Here is an 18,569-nt window from a genome sequence, read left to right on the forward strand (position 1 = left end):
CGGACAGGATCATGGTCGAACGCAGAGATAGAGCGCCACGCCGGTTGCTTCGGCATGGATCCGGCTCGGCATCCGCGCTGGTCTTTGCTGCCGGCGCGGTGGCGTTGTGGTCGACCAATGCGCTGGTCGGCAAATCCCTGCTGGCCAGCCATCCGGTGTCGCAGGTGCAGTTCCTACAATTTACAGGAGCTGCGCTTGTCTTCGCCGCCATCCGGTTGATGAGCCGGGAACGGCCCGCGCCGGTCTCGGCTGGGCCCGCGCTCGTCTCGCTCGCGGTCGGCTTCGTCGGTCTGGTCGGCACCATGGTGCTGCAATACATCGCTTTCGCTTCGATGCCGGTGATCGAGGCCAATCTGGTGGCCTACACCTGGCCGTTGATGGTCGCTGCGGCGGTCATCGCTCTGCAGAATCCACGGCGCCCGGCACTGCTGGGCCTCGCCGCGGTGGTGGGCTTCGTCGGCGTTGCACTGGTGATTTCGGGAGGGCGTAACCAATCCTGGCTCCAGGGCGATCTCGTCGGCTATGTCGCCGCATTCGGGTCCGCACTGTGCATGGCCTTCTATTCGGTCATGGTGGGACGGGTCGCCACCTCGCCGGATCGCCTGTTGCTGCCATCGTCGCTGATCGGTGTCGCCTTGACGTTCTTGTGGTGCGCTCGCGACGGTTTCGCCTGGCCCGTCGGCATGGACCTGGCTCTCGGCCTCTATCTCGGCGCCGGTCCGATGGGGTTGGGTTACTACTTCTGGTCACGCGCCTTGAAGCTCGAAGGCAGCGGCAAGGTCGCGGTCGTCGCCTATCTCACGCCGATCGCCTCGACGCTGCTGCTGACGCTGTCGGGCGAAAGGCTGACGATGACGGCCATTGTCGGAGCCGTCCTCGTCATCGGCAGTTGCGTCGCGGTCGGCGTGGAACGTTCGGAGGCCGAGAACCATGTTTGACGAAAACGAACGTCTGGCCAGGCAGGAAGCGCATTGGCTGATCAAGGAATTTGGCGCCGAGGCACCGCTTTATGCCGCCATGAAGGCCGAAAAGGCTATAGAGCAAAAGGACTTCAGCCGTTGCGCCCGTTGGAAGCGTATTCTAGAGATATTGGCCGACGGTCATGCTGCTAAGTCTGCTAGTCCCAAGTATTAGATTTTCTAATTTGCGCGACGTCGATTTCCCATGAAAAGTATTTTTGCGAGTCTTGATTCCTTGTTGAGACTTGGCGGTCCGTTGGGGGGCGCGGTTAAAAAGATACAAAGACACAAGTCTTCACTGGGGTGGATGACTTTGTCGGAAATAGGGTGATAGAATTGTCAAATATCGATGATAAGACCGTTATCGAACTGACGGCCGATATTGTCTCGGCGTATATAGGCAACAATCCGCTTCCGGCTTCCGGTCTACCTGAGTTGATTGCCAGCGTCAGCGCTTCGGTGCGCAAGCTGGCTGGTGCACCTGTCGCGGAAAGCCCAAGCCTGGTTCCGGCCGTGAACCCGAAGAAGTCGGTGTTTCCCGACTACATCATCTGTCTTGAGGACGGAAAGAAGTTCAAGTCGCTCAAGCGACATCTCAGGACCGATTATGGCCTGAGCCCGGACGACTACCGGGCCAAATGGAGCTTGCCGCCGGACTATCCGATGGTTGCGCCAAACTATTCGGCGACACGGTCGGCGCTGGCAAAGTCGACAGGACTTGGCCGCAAGCCGGCAGCAGCGCCGGCCGTCGCAGCCAAGGCGACGAAGCGCAAGGCGACGTCCTGAGCGCTTCCTGGCTAGGTAGGCAGGCTGATCGGCTGCCTTGACGACGCCTTTGCGGGCGTCGTTTTCAGGCCTTGTGCGGCCAACTGGCCCGCAAGGTCTTGCGAAGCGTTGATGTCCGGTGCAAAAGCGCGGCCATGCTGATCATCAACGACCTTTCGCTCCGCATGGCCGGACGCCTGCTTCTCGACCACGCCTCGCTGACCTTGCCGGCCGGCACCAAGGCCGGTCTTGTCGGTCGCAACGGCACCGGCAAGACGACGCTGTTCAAGGCCATCACCGGCGATCTCGCCTCCGAGACGGGCTCGATCAGCCTGCCCAAAAACACGCGCATCGGCCAGGTGGCGCAGGAAGCGCCCGGCACCGAGGACCCGCTGATCGAGATCGTGCTCAAGGCCGATCTCGAGCGGACGGCACTCCTTGAAGAGGAAAAGACCACCACAGATCCGCACCGCATCGCCGACATCCACATGCGGCTGGCCGACATCGACGCGCACTCAGCCGAGTCTCGCGCGGCCACCATTCTTGCCGGTCTCGGCTTCGATGATGCTGCGCAGCGCCGCCCGGCCTCGTCCTTCTCCGGCGGCTGGCGCATGCGCGTGGCGCTCGCGGCCGTACTGTTTGCCGAGCCCGACCTTTTGCTGCTCGACGAGCCGACCAACTATCTCGACCTCGAAGGCACGCTGTGGCTGGAAAACTATGTGTCGAAGTATCCGCACACCGTTCTTCTGATCTCGCATGATCGCGACCTGCTCAACCGCGCCGTCAATTCTATCGTTCATCTCGACCAGAAGAAGCTGACCTTCTGGCGTGGCGGCTACGATCAGTTCGAGCGTCAGTATACCGAGCAGAAGGAACTGCAGGAGAAGGGCCGGGTCAAGCAGGAAGCCGCCCGCAAGCATATGGAATCCTTCGTCGAACGCTTCCGTGCCAAGGCTTCCAAGGCGAGACAGGCGCAGTCGCGCATCAAGGCGCTGGAGAAGATGAAGCCAATCGCTGCGATCGTGAACGATACGGTGCGGCCGTTCTCCTTTCCCGAGCCGGTGAAGACGGTGGCCTCGCCGATCGTGGCGCTGAACAACGTCAATGTCGGCTACACCGAGGGGCAGCCGATCCTCAAGAAGATGACGCTGCGCATCGACGCCGACGACCGCATCGCGCTGCTCGGCGCCAACGGCAACGGCAAGTCGACCTTCGCCAAATTGCTGTCCGGCCGGCTGAAGCAGGAGACCGGCACCATGACGGTGGCGCCCGGCCTGAAGGTAGCGATCTTCGCCCAGCATCAGCTTGACGATCTCCGGCCTGAGGAGAACGCTTATGAGCATGTCCGCCGGCTGATGCCGGAGGCGCCGGAATCCAAGGTGCGCGGGCGTGTCGCCCAGTTCGGGCTCACCACCGAGAAGATGAACACCGCCGCCAAGGACCTGTCCGGCGGCGAGAAGGCGCGGCTTCTGATGGGCCTGTCGGCCTTCGAGGGGCCGAACCTGTTCATCCTCGACGAGCCGACCAACCATCTCGACATCGACAGCCGCGAATCGCTGATCCATGCGCTGAACGAATTTCCGGGGGCCGTGATCCTGATCTCGCACGACCGCCATCTGCTCGAGGCGACCGCCGACCGGCTGTGGCTGGTCAAGGACGGCGCGGTCAACCCGTATGACGGCGACCTCGAAGACTACAAGACGCTGGTCACCGGTGTGTCCGGCGACCGCCGCGGCAAGCGCGAGGCGGACAAGGCGTCAAAGGCCGACCGCCGCCGCGATGCGGCAGCGCGTCGCGCCGCTTTCGAGCCGCTGGCCAAGGAAATCCGCGCCACCGAAGCGCTGATGGACCGCATCCGCAAGCGCATCGACGGCATCGAGGACGAACTGTCCAATCCGGCCGTCTACGAGAAGGATCCCTCGACCGCGACCCGGCTGGCCAAGGAGCGCTCGCAGCTGGCCCAAACGCTGGCCGGCCACGAGGAGAAATGGCTGACCATGTCGGCCGAATATGAGGAAGGCACGGCGGAGTAGGGGGAGAAGTTAAGGGCCTCATCTGGCCCTACACGCCGCATTCGATAGCCGCTAGACAACCCCCATGAACCAGCACGCCAAGCTCCACATCGGCCATTCGGCCTGTCCGCATGATTGCCCATCGACCTGCGCGCTCGAGGTCGAACTGCTTGACGGCAACCGCATCGGCCGCGTCCATGGCGCCAAGGCCAACAGCTATACATCGGGCGTCATCTGCGCCAAGGTCGCGCGCTATGCCGACCGCGTCCATCATCCCGACCGTCTGCTGAAGCCGCTGGTGCGGGCCGGTGCCAAGGGTGACGGTGCCTGGAAGGACGCCAGCTGGGAGGCCGCGCTCGACCTCGTCACCGAAAAGTTCATCGCGGCCGAGAAGACATACGGCTCGGAGACGGTCTGGCCCTATTACTATGCCGGCACGATGGGGCTGGTGCAGCGCGACGGCATCGACCGGCTGCGCCACGCCAAGAAGTATTCCGGCTTTTTCGGTTCGATCTGCACCAATCTGGCCTGGACCGGCTGGATGATGGGGGCCGGAGCCTTGCGGGGGCCCGATCCGCGCGAGATGGCGAAATCCGATTGCGTAGTGATCTGGGGCACCAATGCCGTGGTCACGCAGGTCAACGTCATGACCCACGCCATCAAGGCGCGCAAGGAGCGCGGCGCCAGGATCGTCGTCATCGACGTCTATGAGAACGCGACGATGAGGCAGGCTGACCTCGGCCTGGTGCTGAAGCCCGGCACCGACGGCGCGCTGGCCTGCGCGGTCATGCACGTGCTGTTCAGGGAAGGCATGGCCGACCGCGCCTATCTCGAAAAATACACCGATGACCCAAAGGGGCTGGAAGAGCATCTGCGGACGCGCACGCCGGAATGGGCGGCCAGCATCACCGGTCTGACGGTCGCCGAGATCGAGGATTTCGCCCGCCTCGTCGGCACGACCAAAAAAACCTATTTCCGTCTCGGTTACGGGTTTTCGCGCCAGCGCAACGGCTCGGTCAACATGCACGCCGCCGCCTCCATCGCCGCCGTCACGGGCTGCTGGCAATATGAGGGCGGTGGCGCCTTCCATTCCAATTCCGGCATCTTCAAGCTCAACCAGGAGGTGCTGGAAGGCACGAAGATGCGCGATCCCTCGGTCCGCCATCTCGACCATTCGCGCATCGGCCCGGTGTTGACCGGGGCGAAGGACGCGCTCTATGGCGGCCCGCCGGTGACGGCCATGCTGATCCAGAACACCAACCCTGTTAATGTCGCGCCCGAGCAGCGGCTGGTGAAGCAGGGTTTTCTGCGCGACGACCTGTTCACCTGCGTGCACGAGCAGTTCATGACCGACACGGCCAAGCTCGCCGATGTCGTGTTGCCGGCGACAATGTTCCTCGAGCATGACGACGTCTACAAGGGCGGCGGCAACCAGCACATCACGCTCGGCCCCAAGCTGATCGACCCGCCCGGAGGGCCACGCACCAACCATTTCGTCATCGAGGAACTGGCTGAGCGCCTCGGCGTCGCCGATCGTCCAGGCTTCGGCCTGACAGAACAGCAGCATATCGACATCATCCTGGGCAAGCGCGGGCTGGGCAGCTTCGATAGCTTGAAGGAAGACAAGTGGGTCGACCTGCAGCCGGATTTCGACACCGCGCATTTCATCAAGGGATTCGGCCATGCGGATGGAAAATTCCGCTTCCGCGCCGACTGGACCGGGCAGGCGGCGCCGAACCGGCCGCCGAAGAGCATGGGTCTGTTCGGCCCGGTGGAGCGGCTGCCGGAATTCCCCGACCATGTCGACCTGATCGAGGTCGCCGATGAGGCGCATCCGTTCCGGCTGACGACATCGCCGGCGCGCAATTTCCTCAACTCGACATTTTCGGAAACACCGGTGTCGAAGGCCAAGGAAGTGCGGCCGGAACTGCTTCTGCATCCGGACGATGCGGCGGCCCATGGGCTTGCCGATGGCGACCGCGTCGAGGTCGGCAACCAGCGCGGAGAGGTGGTGCTGCACGCAAGATTGTTCGACGGCATCAAGCGTGGCGTCGTCATTGCCGAGGGCATCTGGCCAAACAGCGCGCATGAGCGCGGCGAAGGCATCAACGTGCTGACCGGCGCCGATGCGCCGGCACCCTATGGCGGCGCTGCCTTCCACGACAACAAGGTGTGGCTACGCGCGGCAGACTGAGGCTGGACGAAGCACACGGTGGTCCGGAACCAAAATCATACCGTCAGGAATTCGGCCGCCTTCTTTCGGTCTCGCTGCAGCCGGATGTCGTCGGCGATCTGCCCTGCCTCGATCGAGATTTCGCGCAGCAATCCGGTGACCGGATTGTGAAAGCCGATGAGATAGAGGCCGAGTTCCGAAGCCCTCCCATTGGCGCCGCTGCGGCCCGGCTGGATGCCAGGCTGCAGCAACCTGGCGTAGCCCGGCCGGAAGCCGGTGGCGAAGATGATCGCATCGAACTCGCGACGCTTGCCGTCGGCAAAATGGGCGCCTTGCTCGGTGATCTCGGCAATGTCGGGTGCGACCTTGATTGCGCCTTCGCGGATCTTGGCGACCGTGCCGACATCGATCACCGGAATGCGCGACGCCACGGCGATCTGCTGCAACATCCCCTGGCTCGGTCGCTTGAGCCCGTATTTCTCCAGCGTGCCCAGTGCCAGATCGAGGATGACGGGGAACAAGGCATCATTGATGCGTTGCGGCATCAGGCGAGCCGCCATGCCGACTATCTGGATGGGCACGCCAAGCAACTCGCGCGGCACGATATGAACGCCGCCGCGCACCGAAATCGTCGGCCGCGCACCGCCTTCCACCAGATCGAGCGCGATCTCGGCGCCGGTGTTGCCCATACCGACGATCAGCACCGACTGGCCGGCAAAAGGCGTGGCGTTGCGGTAGTCGGCGCTGTGCAGCCTTTGACCCCTGAAGGCCTCGGCACCGGCAAATCCGGGCATCAGCGGCTCGGCGTTGTAGCCCGACGCGATCACCACGTGGGAGGCATGCAGGGCGCCGGATGTCGCCTCGACATGCCAGCCTCTGCCTTGCCGGGTGATCATCCGCACTGTCTGTCCAAAGCGGGGCCGCAGGTCGAAGCGTTGCGCGTAGGCATCGAGATAGTCGGCGAAGAGATCGCGCGGCACATAGCGCGGGTAATCCCTGGGAAAGGGCACGAAAGGCAGCGAGGAATAGCGCTTGGTCGTGTGCAGGTGGACGCGCTCATAGTGACGTCGCCACGCGGGTGCTGCCTGCGCCTCTTTTTCGAGAAGAACGAAGTCCACCCCGGCCTGCCGCAGGCATGCGGCAACGGCCAGACCCGCTGGCCCGGCACCGATAATTGCAACTGGGGTGGTGTCGTCCAAGCGCGCCTCCGCCAACAAATTCGCGTCCGGAGAATGTCAAAAGCATGGCAGCCGGGTCTGCCCGCCGGCAAAATCTCAACCGGGCAAGGGCACCGTCAGCCCGACCTTGACGCGGTCCATGGCGACGAAGGTGCGGAACTTCCGCACATTGTTGCTGTCGAAGAACAGTTTTCGCGTCAGCGCCTCATAGGCGCCCATGTCGGCGACGGTGATGACCAGGATGAAATCGGCCTCTCCGGTGACGTAGTAGCATTGCTGGACTTCCGGCGCGGCCGAGAATTGCCGCTTGGCCGCATCGATGAGTTCGGTGCGTTCGCTCTCGAGCTCCACCTCGACGAAGATGGTGATGGGTTGGCCGACCGCCGCCGGCTCGACCAGGGCAACATTGGCGGCAATGACGCCGGTCTGTTCCATGCGCTTGATGCGGCGCTGCACTGCCGGCGCCGAAAGATTGACAGCCTCGCCAATCACCCGCTGGGGCGTCGTATTGTCCCGCTGCAGGATGGTAAGGATGGCGAGATCGAAACTATCAAGTGAGGATGGCAATACGGGCAATCGAGACATCCCTGACGAAACAAACTTGCATATCGAGGGTCGTATTACAGCGCTCTTTGCGCCAATCCTGCAATATGTTCTCGCTGAACTGCCAAGGAGGCCGCCAGTGTTCCTACCCGATCGCCCAGTGTTCCTGCCCAACCGCAATGCCTTGCACCGCCAGACGCTTGACCCGGCCGATGCCGAAACGCTCGGGGTCGCCGGGGCCGACACGGTCGAGCGTTTCCTTGCCCATCGGGACAATCACCGGATGACGCCGCTGCATGCGCTGCCGGCGCTGGCGACTGAACTCGGCCTCGGTGCCTTGCATATCAAGGATGAAGGCTTTCGCCTCGGCCTCGGCAGCTTCAAGGCGCTGGGCGGCGCCTATGCTGTCTTCCGCCTGGTGCTGGAAGAGGCAGGTCGGTCGCTTGGTCGACCCGTCGATGTGGCCGATCTTAGTCAGCCGGATGTTCGGGCGGTTGCCGCGACGATGACGGTTGCCTGCGCCACCGACGGCAATCACGGCCGGTCGGTCGCGCAAGGGGCGCAACTCGTCGGTGCGCGGGCAGTGATTTTCGTCCACGCCGGCGTCAGCCAGCAGCGTATCGCCGCCATCGCTCGCTATGGCGCAGAGATGATCCGCGTCGACGGCAATTATGACGACTCGGTCAGGCAAGCCGCCCAACTTTCGGCCGAGAAGGGCTGGACCGTGGTCTCCGACACCTCGTGGCCAGGTTATGAGCGCATTCCCGGCCTCGTCATGCAGGGCTATACGGCGATCGTGCGCGAAGCATTGCGCCAGCTCCGGGAGCCACCGACCCATGTGTTCGTCCAGGCCGGTGTCGGCGGCATTGCCGCCGCGGTCGCCGGCTATCTTGCCATCGTGCTCGGCAATGCCAGGCCGACCTTCATCGTGGTCGAGCCCGCGCGCGCCGCGTGCGTTGTCGCGGCCGCCCAGGCGGGGTGCGTGGTGAAGGTTGCGCATGGCCAGCCGACGGTGATGGCGATGCTGGAATGCTACGAGGCCTCTCCGGTCGCCTGGCGGGTGTTGGCGCGTGCCGCCGACGCCTTCATGACGGTGGATGAGGACGAGGCCATAGCGGTGATGCGGCGGCTGGCGCAGCCACGTGCCGGCGATCCGGTGATCGTCGCCGGCGAAAGCGGCGGCGTCGGCCTTGCAGGGCTGATCCGGGCGGTGGCCGACAACCAGGCCGACCTTGGACTCGACGGCAAATCCCGGGTGCTGGTGATCAACACCGAAGGCGCCACCGACCCGCATCGCTATGCCGAGCTGGTTGGCATGAGCCCGGCCGATGTGCTGGCCGGCAAGATGCTTGCGGGAGCAGATTTGTGATCGCCGTCGACACGCAGCGCCTGCTTGGCCGTATCCGTGAACTCGGCGCCGTCGGTCGTGACAGCGAGGGCAGGCTGATCCGATTGGCCGCCTCCGACACCGACAGGCTGGGCCGCGACCTCTTCGTTGGCTGGCTGCGGCAGGCCGGGCTCGATGTCGCCATCGACCGGGTCGGCAACATTTTCGGCATCTGGCAGAGCCCGGACAATGCCGGGCAGGCTCCGCTGCTCGTCGGCTCACATATCGACACGGTCATCGATGCCGGCATCTATGACGGCTGCTACGGCGTGCTTGCCGGGCTGGAGGTGATCGAGACCCTCAAGGCATCGGGCTTTTCGCCGTCGCGCCCGGTCGCGGTTGCCGCCTTCACCAACGAGGAGGGCGTGCGCTATACCCCCGACATGATGGGCTCGCTGGTCCATGCCGGCGGCATCGGCTTCGAGACGGTGCTGGCGGCTGTCGGCACCGACGGCAGCGTGCTCGGGCAGGAGCTTGCCCGCATCGGCTATGCCGGTGACAAGGAGCCCGGCTTCCTCAAGCCGCACGCCTATCTGGAACTGCATATCGAGCAGGGGCCGGTGCTGGAGCGCGAAGGCGTGCCGATCGGCGCGGTGGAGAATCTGCAAGGCATCTCCTGGCAACGCATCACCATCGACGGCGTCGCCAACCATGCCGGCACCACGCCGATGTCGATGCGCAGCGACGCCGGCTACGCCGCCGCGCGGGTCATCACCTTCCTGCACGATAGGGCCAAAGCCTCGAACACGCCGACGGTCGCCACCGTCGGCACGATTCGCTTCGAGCCGAATGCCATCAACGTCATTCCCTCCCAGGCCGTCTTCACCGTCGATCTGCGTGATCCCGATGAGCAGCGCCTGCAGGCGGAGGAGGCCGCACTTGCTGCCTGTCTCGAACAGCTTGCCGACACCGAAGGCGTGACGATCTCGGTCGAGCGGCTGGCCCGCTTCGAGCCGGTGATCTTCGACATCCGCATTGTCGAACTGATCGAGGCTGCCGCGAAAAACCGCGGCCTCGGCGTCAAACGCATGACATCAGGCGCCGGCCACGATGCACAGATGATGGCGCGTATCGCGCCGGCAGCGATGATCTTCGTGCCGAGCGCCGGCGGCATCAGCCACAATCCGCGCGAGCACACCGAGGATGCCGAGCTTGTTGCCGGCGCCAACATCCTGCTTGATGTGGTCACGGAACTGGCAAGGTAGGTCGGGAGAGGCAAGAAGAAATGTCCGAATTCGATCATGACGCGCTGAAGCAGGAGATGATTGTCTGGCGGCGCGATTTGCACGCGCATCCGGAGTTCGGCTTCGAGGAAACGCGCACCGCGGCCTTTGTCGCCACCAAGCTGCGCGAATTCGGCCTCGATGGTGTCACTGAGGGCGTCGGCGGCACCGGCGTCGTCGGCACGCTGAAACGCGGCAGCGGCAACCGGGCGATTGCGCTAAGGGCCGACATGGATGCCTTGCGCATCACCGAGCAATCCGCCGCGCCCTACCGTTCCGCCAATCCCGGCATCATGCATGCCTGCGGCCATGACGGCCACACCACCATGCTGCTCGGTGCTGCAAAACGCCTGGCCGCCGAGGGCGGTTTCGACGGCACCGTGCGCTTCGTCTTCCAGCCGGCCGAGGAATGGGGCAAGGGCGCATTGGCCATGCTCGACGATGGCCTGATGCAGCGCTTTCCCTTCGACGAAATCTTTGGCCTGCACAATATGCCCGGCCTGCCCATCGGACATTTCGAGACCCGCGCCGGCCCGATCATGTCGGCAGAGGACAATTTCGAGATCGTGCTGAAAGGGCTCGGCGGCCATGCCGCGCGGCCGCATTCGGGGAACGAAACGCTGGTCGCCGCCTGCGCGCTGGTCACCAATCTGCAGACCATCGTCTCGCGCCGGCTGAGCCCGGCCGACATATCGGTGGTTTCGGTGACCGAGCTGATCACCGACGGCACCCGCAACGCACTGCCCGGTCTTGCCCGCATTCTCGGCGATGCGCGCAGCTTCCGCCCCGAGGTCAGCGCCGAAATCGAGCGGCAGATGCGCGTCATCGCCGAGGGCACCGCAGCCGCCTACAATGTTACCGCCGAGGTCAACTACACCCGCGAATTCGTGCCGCTAGGCAATGATGCCGAACTGGTCGATGCGGCGTTTGCTGCCGCGAGAAGCGTTTTCGAGCCCGGCAACATCGCCGTCGCCCGCGAGCCGATGACCGGCTCGGAGGACTTCGCCCGCTTCCTCGACCATGTGCCGGGCTGTTTCGTCTTCCTCGGCAATGGCGAGACGTCGGCGCCGCTGCACAATTCGAGCTACGACTTCAACGATGACGGGCTGCTGTTCGGTACCAATTTCCATGTCGCCATGGCCAGGCAAAGGCTGGGCGGCGAAGCCGGGAGTTGATTGCGTTTTGATTGCCAGGGCGCGCCCGCCGCTGGCCCAAACACCATCGCTATCGCCAGCCAGCTCCCGCGTTTGCTGAAATTCCCCGCTGACGGAGATCGGACGCTGATGACCAGGATTTCGCTGCTGGGAATTCCCCACGACGACAACTCGTCTTTCTTCAGGGGCCCGGCACGGGCCCCTGCCCATATCCGTCCCGAATTGTTCTCCGATGCCTACAGCATGTGGAGCGAAACCGGTTTTGATCTGACCGACAGGCTTGTCGATCATGGCGACATCGGCTTCGACGCCGCCACCGATCCATGGGACCTGATCGAAGGTGAGGTCGGGCGCGTGCTGGAACTGGGCGATCCGCTGATCTGCCTCGGCGGCGACCACGCCATTTCCGGGCCGATACTGCGCGCGGTGCGCCGCCGACATCCCAGCCTGACCATTCTGCACATCGACGCGCATCCCGATATGTACGATGCCTATCAGGGCAATCCGCGCTCCCACACCTCGCCCTTTGCCCGCATCATGGAAGAGCGGCTTGCCGACCGTCTCATCCAGGTCGGCCTCCGGACCGTCAACGACCATCATCGCGACCAGTTCAAGCGGTTCGGCGTCGAGGTGATCGAGGCGGCGCGGTTCGGCGACGATCTGCGGCTCGATCTCAAGACGCCGGTCTACATCTCGATGGACCTCGACGGGCTCGACCCGGCCTTTGCGCCAGGCGTCTCGCACCGCGAACCCGGCGGTCTGACCACCCGTCAGGTCATCGGCCTGATTCAATCGGTCAACCAGCCGATCGTGGCGGCTGATATCGTTGAACTAAACCCGCCTCGCGACATCGCCAACCTGACCGCCACCGTGGCGGCAAAACTGCTCAAGGAAATTGCCGGGATGATGGTCAAAACACGCGCGTGATGCGGCGACGTGCAGGTCGGTGCGGGGTACGTGTTTGACGAAGACAATCACCCGGTGACGCAGGGGCAAGACTCAGCTAGCCTGTCACTTGCGGCGGACCTGATTTATCCGCTTGGCCGGCGCTTCATTCTTCCTCCCAAGCGGCGCCGGCCTTCTTCCCCAAAAGTCTTTTTTGCTGATGCCAGATGAGATCGACCCGCAGCGTTAGGCTGATCCTTCATACGCCAATTCATCCTCGCATCGGCGTTGCGAACAAAGCAGAAACGATGCTTGATGGGCGATGAACCTCGCCACCTCTGATTCGACCTTTCGGGACCAGACCGTCCAGCCTGCCTATCTCACACGGCTGAACGACGCCCAACGTCTGGCGGTCGAGCATGGCAACGGCCAGATTGCCGGACCGCTGCTGGTCATTGCCGGCGCCGGTTCTGGCAAGACCAACACGCTGGCGCATCGCGTCGCCCATCTGATCGTCAAGGGGGCCGACCCGCGCCGCATCCTGCTGATGACCTTTTCGCGCCGCGCCGCGTCCGAAATGGCCAGGCGCGTCGAGCGCATCGCCGGCGAGGTGCTCGGCCGCGACGCCGCGGTGATCACCGACGCGCTGACCTGGGCCGGCACCTTTCACGGCATCGGCGCCCGGCTGCTGCGCGACTATGCGCTGGAGATTGGCCTCGATCCGGCCTTCACCATCCACGATCGCGAGGATTCCGCCGACCTGATGAATCTGATCCGGCATGAGCTGGGGTTCTCGAAGACGGAAGCGCGCTTTCCGACCAAGGGCACCTGTCTTGCCATCTATTCGCGTGCCGTCAACGCGCAGGCGCCGCTGGGCGAAGTGCTAGGGGCCGCCTTTCCCTGGTGCGCCGGTTGGGCGGAGCAGCTGAAGCAATTGTTCGCCGGATATGTCGAGGCCAAGCAGGCGCAGAACGTGCTCGATTACGACGACCTGCTGCTCTACTGGGCGCAGATGGCGGCCGAGCCCGAAATAGCCGCGCATCTGGGTGGGCGGTTCGACTATGTGCTGGTCGACGAATACCAGGATACCAACCGGCTGCAGGCCTCGATCCTGATGGCGCTTAAACCCGACGGCGCCGGGCTGACGGTGGTCGGCGACGATGCGCAGTCGATCTATTCGTTCCGTGCCGCCGAGGTGCGCAACATCCTCGATTTTCCCAAGCAGTTCGCGCAGGCCGCCGACGTGGTGATGCTGGAGCGCAATTATCGCTCGACCGAGACCATCCTGGCCGCCGCCAATGCGGTGATCGGCGAGGCCTCGGAGCGCTTTACCAAGAACCTTTGGTCGGAGCGCAAATCCACCGACAAGCCAAGGCTGGTGAGCGTGCGCGATGAGGTCGAGCAGGCCAATTTCGTCTGCGATACCATTCTGGCCGAGCGAGAAGCTGGCACGGCGCTGAAATCGCAGGCGGTGCTGTTTCGCGCCTCGCATCACAGCGGCCCGCTAGAGATCGAGCTGACCCGGCGCAACATTCCCTTCGTCAAGTTCGGCGGCCTGAAGTTCCTCGATGCTGCTCACGTCAAGGATGTGCTTGCGGTGCTGCGCTTTGCCGAAAACCCGCGCGACCGCGTCGCCGGCTTCCGCGTGCTGCAGCTGATGCCGGGCATAGGCCCTTCGGTCGCCGCGCAAATCGTCGAGACGATGACGACGGCGCTGGACGAGGCGATGGGGTTGGCCGGCTGGCGACCGCCGCAGCGCGCGGCCGATGACTGGCCGGGCTTCGTCGCGCTCTATTCCGGCCTGCGGGCCGGCGCCAAATGGCCGGCCGATCTCGAACAGGTCAGGCTCTGGTACGAGCCGCATCTGGAGCGCATCCACGAGGATGCGATCACGCGCCGGGCCGACCTGTTGCAGCTCGAGCAGATCGGATCTGGCTATGCCTCACGCGAACGCTTCCTCACCGAGCTGACGCTCGACCCGCCGGACGCCACCAGTGACCAGGCCGGACCGCCGCACCGTGACGAGGATTATCTGATCCTGTCGACCATCCATTCGGCCAAGGGCCAGGAATGGAAGAATGTCTTCGTGCTCAACACCGTCGATGGCTGCATTCCCGCCGATCTCGGCGTCGGCACCAAGGAGGACATCGAGGAGGAGCGCCGGCTGCTCTACGTGGCGATGACCAGGGCCAAGGACAATCTCAGCCTGGTCATGCCGCAGCGCTTCTTTCCTCACGGCCAGGCGGCGCGCGGCGACCGCCATCTCTATGCCTCGCGCACCCGTTTCATCCCGGCCTCGATCCTTGCAGCCTTCCAGCAGGTCTCGTGGCCGAGCGCGCAAGCGGCACAGGGAAGGGCGCCCCGGCCGGAGGTGCGCGTCGACATTGGCGCGCGCATGCGCGCCATGTGGAAATAGCCGCGAGATAGCGCCATGCCCCAACCACCGGTCAGGATCGCCATCGCGGGTGCACTGGGTCGCATGGGCCGCCAGATGGCGGACGCCGTCCAGGCCGATGCGCGGCTGGCGCTCGCCGGTCGCTTCCACCGGCCGGGCATTGTCGGCGAAGGGCTGGTGAGCCGCGACGAGGCACTTGCCGTGGCCGATGTGGTGATCGATTTCACCACGCCGTCTGCCTCGGCTGATCTGGCAAGGTTTTGCGCCGATCGTGGCGGGCCGGCGCTGGTCGTTGGATCGACAGGCTTCGATGCTGCTGAGCTGGCCGCCATCGCCGATGCTGCGAAAACCATCGCCATCGTCCGCTCCGGCAGCTTTTCGCTCGGGCTGAACATGCTGGTCGGACTGGTCGAGCAGGCGGCGCGAGCGCTCGCTCCCGAGGACTGGGATGTCGAGATTGTCGAGGCGCATCATCGCCACAAGATCGATGCGCCGTCCGGGACGGCGCTGATGCTGGGACAAGCCGCCGGGCGCGGCATCGAACTGGACACGGTCGCAAGGCACGTCCGCGATGGGGTCACAGGCGTGCGGCCGCCCGGTGAGATCGGCTTTGCGGTGATGCGCGGCGGCAGCATCGTCGGCGAGCACAGCGTCAGCTTCTGCGCCGAGGGCGAGACCTTGACCTTGTCGCATTCGGCCGGCGACCGCACCATGTTCGCCCGTGGCTCCATCGCCGCCGCGCTCTGGGTGGCCGGGCGCCCGCCCGGTGAATATGACATGCGGGACGTGCTGGGGGTTGGCGGCTGAGCGAGGGGACCCATCACGACGGGATCGGGTGACAGCGAACAATGACGATGACCTGTCGCTGATCCTCGCCTTCGGCAAGTTGCTCGTCCAACTATGATCGGCCAGCATCCGCTTACCGATCCGTAAGGTTTGCGGTGATTTTCGGTACGGCCTTGAAAGGTGAATGAAAGCTTGGTGCCATAAGTGTTGGGCGCGCGCCCCGTATTTGTCGCGGAAAGCGATGGGAGAGAGAGGGCGCGGGAAACGAACAAAGGGAAGAGGCCATGTCGCTCGCGCGAATACTGCTTGATTCAGCCGCCACAACCGCACTCGTCGCCGTCATGGCCTTGTCCGCGCCGTCAGCGCGCGCCGACGAAAAAGTCTCCATCATGGTCGGCGGCTATGAGAAACAGATCTATCTGCCCGCCAAGCTGACCGAAGCGCTCGGTTACTTCAAGGACGAGGGTCTTGACGTCGAGTTGCTGAATGAACCGGCCGGCGTCGATGCCGAAAACGAGATGCTCGCCGGTGCCGTGCAAGGGGTTGTCGGCTTCTACGATCACTGCATTGACCTGCAGGCAAAGGGCAAATTCGTTGAATCCATCGTCCAATTCAGCCAAGCGCCGGGCGAGGTGGAACTTGTTTCGACGAAACACCCCGAGATCAAATCGCCTGCCGACTTCAAGGGCATGAGCCTGGGCGTGACCGGTCTAGGCTCATCGACGAATTTTCTTACGGAATACCTCGCCGTCAAGAACGGTTTGAAGCTGGGCGACTTCACCTCGGTTCCGGTCGGCGCCGGCACCACCTTCATCGCCGCCATGCAGCAGGACAAGATCCAGGCAGGTATGACGACAGAGCCGACGATCACGCGACTGCTGAAGACCGGCGAAGCGTCTGTTCTCATCGACATGCGCACAATGGAAGGCACCAAGGCTGCTCTCGGCGGCACCTACCCGGCCGCCTCCCTCTATATGCAGACCGATTGGGTCGAAGCGCATAAGGACGTCGTGCAGAAGCTGGCCAATGCCTTCGTCAAGACGCAGAAATTCATCAACACCCATACGGGCGCTGAAATCGCCGACAAGATGCCGAAGGACTATTATGTCGGCGACAAGGAGGGCTACGTGAAGGCCCTCGATGCAGGCAAGGCAATGTTCACCCCCGACGGGATCATGCCCGAAGGCGGCCCGGAGACGGTGCTGACGGTTCTTTCAGCCTTCAAGAAGGAACTGCAGGGCAAGCAGATCGACCTCTCCAAGACCTACACCTCGGAATTCGTCAAGAACGCCAAGTAGCAGACAGTGCCGGCGCGATGAACGACATCGCGCCGGTACCCATCAGTTTTGACGTCCGGCGGCCTTGGGCCGACGGGCGGGCGTTTGCTCGTACCCAGGAGTTCCACCATGGCCATTGAAAAAAATGCACCGGCGATCGAGCTGATCAACGTCAGCCGGCGTTTCCTTTCACCCACCGGCAAATCGCTGACAGCACTACGCGATTTCACCATGACCGTTGAACGCGGCGAATTTGTCGCCGTTGTCGGCCCGACCGGTTGCGGAAAATCCACCACCCTCAACCTTGTCACGGGGTTGGCAAGCCCAAGTGCCGGCGAGGTTCGCGTCATGGGCGCCCCGGTCACGGGAATAGACCCGCGCATCGGTTTTGTTTTCCAAAGTGACGCCTTGTTTCCTTGGCGAACGGTGATCGAAAACGTGATGGCTGGTCCACTCTTTCGCGGTATAGCGAAGTCGGACGCTACGGCCGCAGCGCGCGACTGGCTGGCGCGTGTCGGCTTGTCACGTTTCGAGCAGCACTATCCGCATCAGCTTTCTGGCGGCATGCGCAAACGTGTGGCTTTGGCCCAGACTTTCATAAATGGACCCGAGATTCTTCTCATGGATGAGCCGTTTTCCGCGCTCGATGTTCAGACGCGCGTGCTGATGCACGAGGAACTGCTGCGCCTGTGGTCTGAGGCAAAGGCTTCGGTGGTCTTCGTCACGCATGACCTCGAAGAGGCGATTGCGCTCGCCGACAAGGTCTATGTCCTGACCGCCGGACCGGCCACGGTGAAATCGGTCTACACCATCGATCTGCCGCGCCCGCGCGTGGTCGCCGATATCCGCTACGAGCAGAGCTTCATCAATTACTCGCGCACGATCTGGGCCGACCTCAAGGAAGAGGTTGAAACCAGCTATGCGCGCGCCGCAGCCTGAGGAGGAACGCCATGACCGATGCCGCCATTGACATCAGCGCAGGAGCTTTCAGGCCGGGCACTTCGGATGCGGAAATCGAGGCAGCCGCCGCGAAGGCGGTACGGCACCGCCGCCGCACGGTGATCTTTTGGCGTGTCGCCATTCTGATCGCCTTTCTCGGCCTGTGGGAAATCGCCGCGCGCCAGGCCTGGATCGATCCGTTCTTCTACGCAATGCCGAGCGCGATCGCGCAGCGGCTGTACGAATGGACGACAGAAGGAACGTCGGAGGGGCCTCTGTGGTACCACCTCTATGTCACAATGGAGGAATCGGTCATCGGCTTTGTGACTGGCTCGGTTGCTGGGATCATCATCGGCGTCGCGCTCGGCCGTAACCGGATGGCCGCCGATATCTTCTCCATCTACATCAAGGTGATCAACTCCATTCCGCGCGTGGTTCTGGCGCCGATCTTCATCATGATTCTCGGCCTCGGCCTCGCTTCGAAAGTGGCACTTGCCTTCGTGATGGTTTTCTTCGTCGTGTTCCACAATGCCTTCCAGGGCGTCCGGGAAGCCGACAGGGCGATGATCGCCAATGCGCGCATCTTGGGTGCATCCAACTGGCAGTTGACCCGTTCGGTGATCGTCCCTTCGGCGATGAGCTGGATTTTCGCCAGCCTGCATGTCAGCTTCGGCTTTGCCATCATCGGCGCGATCGTTGGCGAGTTCGTCGGCTCGCGATACGGCATCGGCCTGCTGATTAACATCGCCAAGGGATCCTTCGACGCCGCCGGCATGTATGCCGCGATCGTCATCGTCATGGTGGTGGCGCTCGGTGCCGAATATCTGATGACCATGGTCGAGGATCGCTTGGCGAAATGGCGTCCCCAGCCACTGCATGAGACGCAGTGAGCG

At 63.6% G+C, this 18,569-nt stretch carries 16 protein-coding genes; 14 read left to right on the plus strand and 2 right to left on the minus strand.

Going from position 1 to position 18,569, the window contains the following annotated elements; translation table 11 throughout:
* Positions 1-11: 11 nt before the first annotated feature.
* The 5 genes from AC1DYW_RS12335 to AC1DYW_RS12355 all read left to right on the plus strand — a co-directional run bounded on the left by AC1DYW_RS12335 (position 12) and on the right by AC1DYW_RS12355 (position 5,930).
* A complete protein-coding gene (locus tag AC1DYW_RS12335) occupies positions 12-938 on the plus strand; it encodes a DMT family transporter (protein WP_477226306.1) in 927 nt (308 codons plus the stop codon).
* Positions 931-1,134 carry a hypothetical protein gene (locus AC1DYW_RS12340; protein WP_095086282.1) on the plus strand — a complete coding sequence of 68 codons (204 nt, stop codon included), beginning with the start codon at positions 931-933 and terminating at the stop codon, positions 1,132-1,134. Before AC1DYW_RS12335 ends, AC1DYW_RS12340 begins: the two co-directional genes overlap by 8 nt.
* Positions 1,135-1,295: 161 nt before the next feature.
* Positions 1,296-1,745 (plus strand): Ros/MucR family transcriptional regulator, encoded by a 450-nt coding sequence (locus tag AC1DYW_RS12345; protein ID WP_095086277.1) that lies wholly within the window; start codon positions 1,296-1,298, stop codon positions 1,743-1,745.
* A 134-nt stretch (positions 1,746-1,879) separates the two neighbouring features.
* On the plus strand, positions 1,880-3,757 hold the full coding sequence (locus tag AC1DYW_RS12350; RefSeq protein ID WP_457151396.1) for an ABC-F family ATP-binding cassette domain-containing protein: 1,878 nt from the start codon (positions 1,880-1,882) through the stop codon (positions 3,755-3,757).
* 64 nt (positions 3,758-3,821) lie between these two features.
* A complete protein-coding gene (locus tag AC1DYW_RS12355) occupies positions 3,822-5,930 on the plus strand; it encodes a molybdopterin-containing oxidoreductase family protein (RefSeq protein ID WP_457151397.1) in 2,109 nt (702 codons plus the stop codon).
* A gap of 35 nt (positions 5,931-5,965) precedes the next feature.
* On the opposite strand, the gene AC1DYW_RS12360 is transcribed toward AC1DYW_RS12355, so the two are convergent.
* Both AC1DYW_RS12360 and AC1DYW_RS12365 read right to left on the minus strand, forming a co-directional pair.
* Positions 5,966-7,108, minus strand: coding sequence for a flavin-containing monooxygenase (locus AC1DYW_RS12360; RefSeq protein ID WP_477226307.1), 1,143 nt, complete (start codon positions 7,106-7,108; stop codon positions 5,966-5,968).
* Positions 7,109-7,183: 75 nt separating this feature from the next.
* Positions 7,184-7,663: an Lrp/AsnC family transcriptional regulator gene (locus AC1DYW_RS12365; protein WP_477226308.1), complete on the minus strand. Its 480-nt coding sequence runs from the start codon at positions 7,661-7,663 to the stop codon at positions 7,184-7,186.
* Positions 7,664-7,790: 127 nt separating this feature from the next.
* Between AC1DYW_RS12365 and AC1DYW_RS12370 the strand changes: the two genes are divergently transcribed.
* The 9 genes from AC1DYW_RS12370 to AC1DYW_RS12410 all read left to right on the plus strand — a co-directional run bounded on the left by AC1DYW_RS12370 (position 7,791) and on the right by AC1DYW_RS12410 (position 18,566).
* Positions 7,791-8,999, plus strand: coding sequence for a diaminopropionate ammonia-lyase (locus AC1DYW_RS12370; protein WP_477226443.1), 1,209 nt, complete (start codon positions 7,791-7,793; stop codon positions 8,997-8,999).
* Complete coding sequence (locus AC1DYW_RS12375) at positions 8,996-10,222, plus strand: Zn-dependent hydrolase (protein WP_457151400.1); 1,227 nt, start codon at positions 8,996-8,998, stop codon at positions 10,220-10,222. Before AC1DYW_RS12370 ends, AC1DYW_RS12375 begins: the two co-directional genes overlap by 4 nt.
* 20 nt (positions 10,223-10,242) lie before the next feature.
* On the plus strand, positions 10,243-11,415 hold the full coding sequence (locus AC1DYW_RS12380) for a M20 aminoacylase family protein (RefSeq protein WP_477226309.1): 1,173 nt from the start codon (positions 10,243-10,245) through the stop codon (positions 11,413-11,415).
* Between the two features lie 108 nt (positions 11,416-11,523).
* Complete coding sequence (locus tag AC1DYW_RS12385; protein WP_477226310.1) at positions 11,524-12,321, plus strand: agmatinase family protein; 798 nt, start codon at positions 11,524-11,526, stop codon at positions 12,319-12,321.
* A 280-nt stretch (positions 12,322-12,601) separates the two neighbouring features.
* A complete protein-coding gene (locus AC1DYW_RS12390; protein ID WP_477226311.1) occupies positions 12,602-14,695 on the plus strand; it encodes an ATP-dependent helicase in 2,094 nt (697 codons plus the stop codon).
* A gap of 15 nt (positions 14,696-14,710) precedes the next feature.
* Complete coding sequence (gene dapB / locus AC1DYW_RS12395; RefSeq protein ID WP_477226312.1) at positions 14,711-15,481, plus strand: 4-hydroxy-tetrahydrodipicolinate reductase; 771 nt, start codon at positions 14,711-14,713, stop codon at positions 15,479-15,481.
* 320 nt (positions 15,482-15,801) lie between these two features.
* A complete protein-coding gene (locus AC1DYW_RS12400) occupies positions 15,802-16,758 on the plus strand; it encodes an ABC transporter substrate-binding protein (protein WP_457151407.1) in 957 nt (318 codons plus the stop codon).
* A gap of 108 nt (positions 16,759-16,866) precedes the next feature.
* Positions 16,867-17,676 carry an ABC transporter ATP-binding protein gene (locus AC1DYW_RS12405; RefSeq protein ID WP_477226444.1) on the plus strand — a complete coding sequence of 270 codons (810 nt, stop codon included), beginning with the start codon at positions 16,867-16,869 and terminating at the stop codon, positions 17,674-17,676.
* 11 nt (positions 17,677-17,687) lie between these two features.
* Positions 17,688-18,566, plus strand: a complete 879-nt coding sequence (locus tag AC1DYW_RS12410) for an ABC transporter permease (RefSeq protein WP_477226313.1) — start codon at positions 17,688-17,690, stop codon at positions 18,564-18,566.
* Positions 18,567-18,569: the final 3 nt, after the last annotated feature.

It is taken from the genome of Mesorhizobium sp. P2_D5, from assembly GCF_056404355.1.

Bases quoted from the DNA above. Each gene is read 5' to 3' on its own strand.
- AC1DYW_RS12335 (WP_477226306.1), top strand. From the start codon at position 12: ATGGTCGAACGCAGAGATAGAGCGCCACGCCGGTTGCTTCGGCATGGA.
- AC1DYW_RS12340 (WP_095086282.1), top strand. From the start codon at position 931: ATGTTTGACGAAAACGAACGTCTGGCCAGGCAGGAAGCGCATTGGCTG.
- AC1DYW_RS12350 (WP_457151396.1), top strand. From the start codon at position 1,880: ATGCTGATCATCAACGACCTTTCGCTCCGCATGGCCGGACGCCTGCTT.
- AC1DYW_RS12355 (WP_457151397.1), top strand. From the start codon at position 3,822: ATGAACCAGCACGCCAAGCTCCACATCGGCCATTCGGCCTGTCCGCAT.
- AC1DYW_RS12380 (WP_477226309.1), top strand. From the start codon at position 10,243: ATGTCCGAATTCGATCATGACGCGCTGAAGCAGGAGATGATTGTCTGG.
- AC1DYW_RS12385 (WP_477226310.1), top strand. From the start codon at position 11,524: ATGACCAGGATTTCGCTGCTGGGAATTCCCCACGACGACAACTCGTCT.
- AC1DYW_RS12390 (WP_477226311.1), top strand. From the start codon at position 12,602: ATGAACCTCGCCACCTCTGATTCGACCTTTCGGGACCAGACCGTCCAG.
- dapB (WP_477226312.1), top strand. From the start codon at position 14,711: ATGCCCCAACCACCGGTCAGGATCGCCATCGCGGGTGCACTGGGTCGC.
- AC1DYW_RS12400 (WP_457151407.1), top strand. From the start codon at position 15,802: ATGGCCTTGTCCGCGCCGTCAGCGCGCGCCGACGAAAAAGTCTCCATC.
- AC1DYW_RS12405 (WP_477226444.1), top strand. From the start codon at position 16,867: ATGGCCATTGAAAAAAATGCACCGGCGATCGAGCTGATCAACGTCAGC.
- AC1DYW_RS12410 (WP_477226313.1), top strand. From the start codon at position 17,688: ATGACCGATGCCGCCATTGACATCAGCGCAGGAGCTTTCAGGCCGGGC.